Origin of the sequence: Cupriavidus basilensis (assembly GCF_029335485.1) — a bacterium.
In the GTDB taxonomy this organism is placed as follows: Bacteria; Pseudomonadota; Gammaproteobacteria; order Burkholderiales; family Burkholderiaceae; genus Cupriavidus; species Cupriavidus basilensis_E.
In genome coordinates this window covers 20,992-28,014 of record NZ_JARJLM010000288.1, presented here as the reverse complement: position 1 = coordinate 28,014, position 7,023 = coordinate 20,992, and the positions used below count along the sequence as shown (strand labels likewise).

Here is a 7,023-nt window from a genome sequence, read left to right as displayed (position 1 = left end):
TGGTCTTGTATGACCGCCAGGTCGACGACCGCGAAGCGATCACGCGCCGCCTGTCGGAAGAGCGGGGCCTCACGCTGATTCCGCCGTATGACCACGCGGATGTCATTGCCGGACAAGGCACGGTGACCCGCGAACTGCTGGCAGAAACCGGTCCGCTCGATGCCCTGTTCGTTTGCCAGGGGGGCGGTGGCCTGCTCGGCGGCGCCGCGCTAGTGGCGGAACAGCTCTCGCCTGGCTGCCTGCTGTACGGCGTCGAGCCCGAGACCGGCAATCATGGGCAGCAGTCGCTTCGCAACGGCGCCATCGTGCATATCGATCCGCCCGACACGATCGCCGACGGCGCGCGCGCCCAGCATCTCGGCGCGCTGACATTCGCATTGATCCGCCGTGGCGTAACCGATATCGTTGCCGTGCCGGACCGTGCGCTGGTCGAATGCATGCGCATGTTCGCGCAGGCGATGAAGCTGGTGGTCGAGCCGACAGGCTGCCTTGGCCTCGCGGCGGCGCGTTATGCGGGGTTGCCGGTGCAAGGCAGGCGTGTGGGCATCATCGTCAGTGGCGGCAATGTGGATCTGCCGCGCTATGCGGAGCTGCTGTCCGCGGACATGGCCTGACTGGATCAGTTGGGCTTCGGCTCGGCGGCAGGTTTGGCTACCGTGCGCGCCGTGCGATGCGCTTGCAGTTGCTGCGCCCGTTTCGCATCGGCCTGCGAAACCTGTCCCGCCTCCTGATTCGCCAGATCCACGCGCGGGGCGCCTTCCACCATGCAGGTCCAGTAGCGGGTGCCGCGGCACCAGGTCCGGATCGCATCGCGCAGTATCGATTCCGTCAGGCCAAGCTCCTGCGCGTGCGGGACGAGATCCTCGAAGATGCCGATCTTGAGCGGTACCTTGGGCGCAGGATTCTTCGGAAAGGTCTGCGGAAAACGCTTTTGCAGCTTCCCGATGGCCTGCACCACCGGATCGACCGGCTTGGCCGGGCTGGCCGGACTCACCGGCTTGGCCTGCTTGACCGAAGCCGCAGGCGGGGCGCGTCGCGTCTTGACGCGTGGTTCTGCCTTAGCTTGGCGTGGTGCAGCCTTGGCTTGCTTTGCCAGTTGTTCCTTCAGTGCCGCCAGTTGTTCGAAGCCCATTTTGCCCAACCATTAAATACGTGGCGAGATTGTAGCAGCCCCACGCGATTCGCTTTGCCGCCTTCGCAGCGGCGGCTTACGTAGAAAAGGAGAACCTAGGCGGCGGGTTGTTCGTCGGCCGGGCGGGTGGCGCCTGCAGCCGGCTTTCCTTCTCCGGCGCGCTTGCAGTCGAACGGCATGTCTTCATAGCTGACCAGCCGCGATTTCCTGACCAGCCGGTAGCCGAGCCACAGCATCAGGAACAGCGGCACGCCGATATAGGTGCCGACGATCTCCATCCAGCGCCCGCGCACATCGCTGAAGGCCTGGTAGTTCTGCCCGAGCACGATCACCACGCACAACACGGTGGCAAAGATCGGGCCGAAGGGATAGAGCGGCGAGCGGTAGGCCAGGTCGGACGGCTTGTAGCCCTGGTACACCAGGCCCCGGCGGAAGCGGTAGTGGCTGACGGCAATGCCCAGCCAGGCGATAAAGCCGGTCATGCCCGAGGTGTTGAGCAGCCACATATAGACCACCTTGTCGCCGAACAGCGAGCTAAGGAAGCACAGCGCACCCACGGCGGTGGTGGCGAACAGCGCGTTATAGGGCACGCCGTTGGCGGAGAGCCGGGCCAGCGCGCGCGGCGCCCGTCCGCTGACCGCCAGGCCGTACAGGATGCGGGCGGAGGCGTACATGCTGGAGGTGCCGGCGGAAAGCAGGGCGGTCAGCACCACTGCGTTCATCACACCGGCGGCCAGGGCCAGCCCGGCGTGGCGGAACACCAGCGCGAAGGGGCTGACGCCGATGTCGGTGACATCGTTGCGCAGCAGGTTGGGATCGGTGTAAGGAATCAGCACGCCGATGATCAGGATCGCCAGCACGTAGAACAGCAGGATGCGCCAGAAGGTCTGGCGGATGGCGCGCGGGATGGTGCGCGCCGGGTCGGCGGCTTCGCCGGCGGCCACGCCCACGGTTTCGGTGCCCTGGAAGGAGAAGCCGGCGATCATGGCGACGCCGAACATGGCAGGAATGCCGCCTACGAACGGCGCATCGCCAATGGTGAAATTATGCCATCCGGATTCCGGCGCGCTCTTGAGAATGCCGAAGATCATCATCAGCCCAGCCGCCAGGAAGACCAGCACCGTGACCACCTTGATCAGCGCGAACCAGTATTCGGCCTCGCCGAAACCGCGTACCGAGAAAGCGTTGAGGCCGAACATCAGCAGCAGGAAGCCGGCGCTCCAGACCATGCCGGAGACATGCGGGAACCAGTATGCCATCACCAGCTGCGCCGCCGCGAGCTCCACCGCGATGGTCACCGCCAGGTTGAACCAGTAGCTCCAGCCGAGCGCGAAGCCGAAGCCTTCTTCCACATAGAGCGCGCTGTAGGTGACAAAGGAACCTGCCACCGGCATATGCACGGCTAGCTCGCCCAGGCTGGTCATCAGGCAGTAGACCATCAGGCCGATCAGGCAATACATCAGCAGTGCGCCGCCGGGGCCGGCCTGCGAGATCGACGCGCCGGAGGCCACGAACAGCCCCGTGCCCACCGCGCCGCCGATGGCGATCATGGTCAGGTGGCGGGCCTTGAGCTTGCGCTGGAGATCGTCGTGCTCGACGACGGGGTGCTGGTGAGGATGAGGATGGGAAGACATCAGGGTCACTGGAACTTCGGCGGGCGGGGCCGCGGCTTCGGCACGGGCGACGCCTTGTGGGGCGCCCGAGCGGGCAAAGGGCGCGAGTTTACCGGGTTCTTCGGGTAAATCCGAGGGTTGCGGCGCTTTATGTCATGAAAGTCGCCTACTGTGACTAGGGGCGGTACTCAGTGCCTACAAAATGAGACTCCTGGCATACTTTTCTAGGGATGAGTGTGGCTCCACGAGATTTGGCGGTTTCGACGCTCTCCGCGCCACACTCCTCCTTCTGCGTTGGCTGTGGAGAGAGTGCAGGTCGCGCTATCTCACGCTGTCTCGCGCTTCACACTGCGAATCAACCGCCAGGTCTTGCTTGGCACCAAGAACGTCTGCTCCCTTGCCGAACTTTGCGACCCGCCCTCTCTTTAGGTGCAGAACGTAATCTGCCGCGCGCGCCAGATCCTCATCATGGGTCGAGAAGACCACCAGTGAGTGCCTGGCAAGCGCGGTGATCCTCTGCACGACTTCTTTCCTCCGTCGCTCATCCAGGGCTGTAGTCGGCTCATCAAAAAATACTGCTGAGAACGGTCCAACCAACACGCGAGCCAAGAATATTCTCTGCCTTTCGCCGCCGGAAAGCTCGTGCGTCCGGCCGTACTCGCCTGATTGCTCCCGCACTTGCGCATCGCGATGACACAGCTGAACGAGCTCAAGAGCCGCAAGGAGGTCTCGAAACGCGTCGTTGTCCTCGGTTTTCCCAAGCTGTATGTTCTCCTCAACGCTTCCATCGAAGAGATGTTCCTTTTGGGAGAGGTACACGCGCCTGGCTAGCATCTCGTCCCCGACAAATACAGTCCCAGTCTTTGGTGTATACAGGCCTGCAAGCGTCTTGAGCAGCGTTGACTTGCCAGCTCCAGATTCCCCTATGACACCAAGTGTCGCTCGCGCTGGAAGATTAAATGTTATGTCGGAAAGGATTGGAATATGATCTTCGGACGTAAACGATACGTTCTTGACCTGCAATGCGAAGCCGGGATCGGCAACGCTCAACTGCCGAGGCGACAGCGCAGGTAGTAGTCTTCCGATAAACGTATCGAACGCAGCCTGTGATGCCTGGAATTGAACTCGCCGTTGAAGAAGGGGGGTGATCTGACGAACCTGGATTGCGACCTGGCGGAACAGCAGATTTGCCATGACTAATTGCCCGACCGACATTCTTCCCTGCAAAGTCTCGTACGCTCCAACGCTAAGGATGACGGCTAGGGTAATGCGTTCGTACGACAGCCCTGCGACATTTTGAATAAGCGACACCGAACTATATTGATCAAGAGCTTCTTGGAACTCACATTTCCGAGACTCCCAGCGCGCGATAAGGAGATTGAACCCAAGATGTGCGCACAAGCTAGGTAGCCCATCAAAAATGTCGTTCACTACGCGCTGCTCACGATCGCGGGAAGTCTGAAGCGCAATAGCGGCTCGGCGTTGCAGCCGATTGAACGTTGTATGGATCAAAACGAAGATTATACTAAGCACCAGGATAAGCATTGCGAGCGTTATGCTGACGAGGTAGAGCGAGGTGAAGATGATTAGCAGGTTCAATGGAATTGATGTTACTCCGACGATCCAATCGGCTCGAAATCGAACGCTCACGCCAATGCTTGTGAATCGGGATAATCCATCGCGATCGCGGAAGGCCTCAAGGGAAAGTAGTGACGCTTTGGAAAGCTGCGAAATGAAGTCTCGCTCGGCGAATTCCACGGCCGAGTCAGTAACGTACAGCATCAATTTGTCGAAGATAAACGTGAATATAATCTCACAAGCATGAAAAAGAAGAAATAATAAAATTATAGCAGTGAGAGTTGCATATGCGCGCGTATGAATAACTTTGTCGAGTATCGATCCAACTGTGAGTGCGGGAACCAACGAAATCAGAGTCAGAATCACGGTTAGGGCCAGGCAGGAAAAAACTTCAAATTTGCAGTGTTCGAATAGATCGTAATTAGAAATAGGCAAAAGTTTCAATGGGAGTCTCGGAGTGCTTCTAGAGCTAGCCTAAAGAATGGCTCTAGCCAAATGTCGATCGGCCGTTGAAGTCCCACGCCAATGTCACCTGAGACTTTCATTCCGGATTTCAGTGGGATGTTCGTGCTTCCAAGCTGAAAGCTGGCGAAATCAAGGCCAACAAGAATCTTGTAGCTGGAGGCGTCGGACTCTGAGGCAAGCGTGTTGCGCGATGTTGCTTTGACCGTTGCCTTTTTTGATCCGTAGATAGTGTAGGGGAATGCGTCGAACTTCACGTCAACTGGTTGCCCGACGCGCACAAAAGGGAAGTCCTCATTTCGCACAAGAAGCGCAATTTCGAAGCTGCTTGAGGTGGGAACTATCGAAAACAGTCGTTCGCCATTTCGGATAGAATTACTCCATAGTTTATCAGAGAGCTGCTCGACAATGCCGCCAATAGGCGCACGGACTACGGTTACGGCACTCAAGGCGGTCAACTTATCAAGCTCCAATTTAGCTTGAATCATCTCCGCATGACTTTCAGTAGTCCTTCCTGATTCAATGCGCAATACGTCGGCAGAATGTGCTAGAAGAGAAGCCCGTCTTCGCTGTACCTCGCGAGTAGCTCGTTCTGCCTTTGCTTCGGAGATTTTTATTTGTTGCGACGCATCAATCGTCTCTTGCTTGAGGGAAAGAAGGGTTATCGGCGCCAGGAATCCTTCCTTTACCAATTGCTCGTTTAAACGGAACCGTGCCACGATAGTTGGCTCCAGAGACTGGAGCCGTCGAAGAGTGGCTCGCTCGACCTCCAAGCTCGCTGTGGCTTCCTCAAGCTGCCGCTCCAACTCAGATGCTTGCGCCTGCAAGGCTTTCCGCTCAGCGGCAATTCGACGGTGAATCGCATCCACTGCGAGGGCCTCTTCGTCACTGACGTGCATAGCGATCGCTCTCTTCCCGCTGTAGGCAGCATACTCAGCTGCCGCACGCATATGGCGCACTTTCGCTTGAGCGATGCTCAATCCGTTGGCGTCCGGATCAATTGTCAACAGGATCTCATCCTTGGCAATCACTTGGCCTTCCACCACGTGTAGAGAGCGAATGCGTCCGGTTATCGGTGCCACGACATGACTGATCGGATCAATAGTCTTGACATAGCCTTCGCTGCGAACAATCTTCTCAATGCGCAGGGCAAATCCACCTGCAAGCAAGGCAGCCAGGGCTGTCAGCAAGCAGATCCAGGCAAAATGAGGCAGCAAGGATGGACGTGCCCTCATGTCCTGGCTCCTGGCGCCGGATCAATGCTATAGCTGAAGACATCGCCAGCGTGCCGGTAACCCCGTATATCAAGATACTTGCAGACTCGATCCGTGTTAATGGAGCTTGATGTACCCAACAATGATGCGCTTGCGCCAAGTTCATTTGCAGTTAATGCGAAGGAGTCTAGCAACTGCCTTGTAATATGACTTCCGCGCCACTTCGGGAGTACGTAAAGATATGAACTCTGCAGGACCACAAGGCGTGCCAACGGAATTGTTTGGACCTGACCGGTCAGGAAACCGACGGCCTGTCTTGACGCGTAGGCGACAAGGCAACATGAGCCCGCATTGAGGGCCGCTACATTGCAGTCCAGCAGTCCATCAAAGTCTATATTCTTCGAGCCGAGGAACGCCCGATTGCTCTCCGTAAATAGTGCTGTCGCCAATTTGCTTAAGTCGTCGAGCGTTGCGCCATCTATCTCATCGCGAGAGCGGAAGCGCTGCACGTCCATTGGGCGCCTGACTGGGACGGGTCTCCCTAGGTGTTGGGTACCGATGCGCCTGAAGGCACGCCGCCGAAGAAGCGCTTGAAGGCCTTCAATGTCCGGAGTGCCGAAGGTGACGATGAACACTTCGCGAACATACGGGCTCCGGCGGGCAGCCTCTACGATCGCGTCAATCAACAAGAGACCCGGCGAGAAGAGCGATCGGTGCGAGGTCTCGCGAACATAGAAGTGTTTGCACTTGAGGATCCTGTTCTGAGAGTCCACCTCATATGTGATGTACTGGCATAATGCCACCCCCACGGCATGACCACTGGCGTCGCGGAGCAGCAGCGTTAGCCAGTAGCGCGATCCGAGCACCTCATGCGTCCAAGCTTGCGCAACTAATGCGCCTCCTTGCGGCGGAGCCAGTGGAGACTTTTGCAATAGCTCGGCAACGAGGCTCGTAACCTGTGCGTCGTGAGTCATGTCCGCTGCCTCCACGGTAAATCCAGCGGCAGTTTCGGGTATCAAATCAT

General features: G+C 58.2%; 6 protein-coding genes. 1 reads left to right on the top strand and 5 read right to left on the bottom strand.

Annotation, left to right across the window (positions count from 1 at the left end):
* Positions 1-614 (top strand): pyridoxal-phosphate dependent enzyme (locus P3W85_RS17030; RefSeq protein WP_276265641.1); only part of this gene is annotated, 614 nt, incomplete at its 5' end.
* A 5-nt stretch (positions 615-619) separates the two neighbouring features.
* Here P3W85_RS17030 and P3W85_RS17025 read toward each other — a convergent pair.
* From P3W85_RS17025 to P3W85_RS17005, 5 genes are all read right to left on the bottom strand, one after another.
* Positions 620-1,132, bottom strand: coding sequence for a ProQ/FinO family protein (locus tag P3W85_RS17025; protein WP_017223845.1), 513 nt, complete (start codon positions 1,130-1,132; stop codon positions 620-622).
* 95 nt (positions 1,133-1,227) lie between these two features.
* Positions 1,228-2,766: an amino acid permease gene (locus P3W85_RS17020; RefSeq protein WP_276265640.1), complete on the bottom strand. Its 1,539-nt coding sequence runs from the start codon at positions 2,764-2,766 to the stop codon at positions 1,228-1,230.
* Between the two features lie 300 nt (positions 2,767-3,066).
* Positions 3,067-4,767 carry an ATP-binding cassette domain-containing protein gene (locus P3W85_RS17015; RefSeq protein WP_276265639.1) on the bottom strand — a complete coding sequence of 567 codons (1,701 nt, stop codon included), beginning with the start codon at positions 4,765-4,767 and terminating at the stop codon, positions 3,067-3,069.
* Complete coding sequence (locus P3W85_RS17010) at positions 4,764-6,020, bottom strand: HlyD family efflux transporter periplasmic adaptor subunit (RefSeq protein WP_276265638.1); 1,257 nt, start codon at positions 6,018-6,020, stop codon at positions 4,764-4,766. Before P3W85_RS17010 ends, P3W85_RS17015 begins: the two co-directional genes overlap by 4 nt.
* Positions 6,017-6,973 (bottom strand): GNAT family N-acetyltransferase, encoded by a 957-nt coding sequence (locus P3W85_RS17005; RefSeq protein ID WP_276265637.1) that lies wholly within the window; start codon positions 6,971-6,973, stop codon positions 6,017-6,019. Before P3W85_RS17005 ends, P3W85_RS17010 begins: the two co-directional genes overlap by 4 nt.
* Positions 6,974-7,023 lie beyond the last annotated feature (50 nt).

Coding starts and splice junctions, on each gene's coding strand:
- P3W85_RS17005 (WP_276265637.1), bottom strand. CDS start 6,973: ATGACTCACGACGCACAGGTTACGAGCCTCGTTGCCGAGCTATTGCAA.
- P3W85_RS17020 (WP_276265640.1), bottom strand. CDS start 2,766: ATGTCTTCCCATCCTCATCCTCACCAGCACCCCGTCGTCGAGCACGAC.
- P3W85_RS17010 (WP_276265638.1), bottom strand. CDS start 6,020: ATGAGGGCACGTCCATCCTTGCTGCCTCATTTTGCCTGGATCTGCTTG.
- P3W85_RS17025 (WP_017223845.1), bottom strand. CDS start 1,132: ATGGGCTTCGAACAACTGGCGGCACTGAAGGAACAACTGGCAAAGCAA.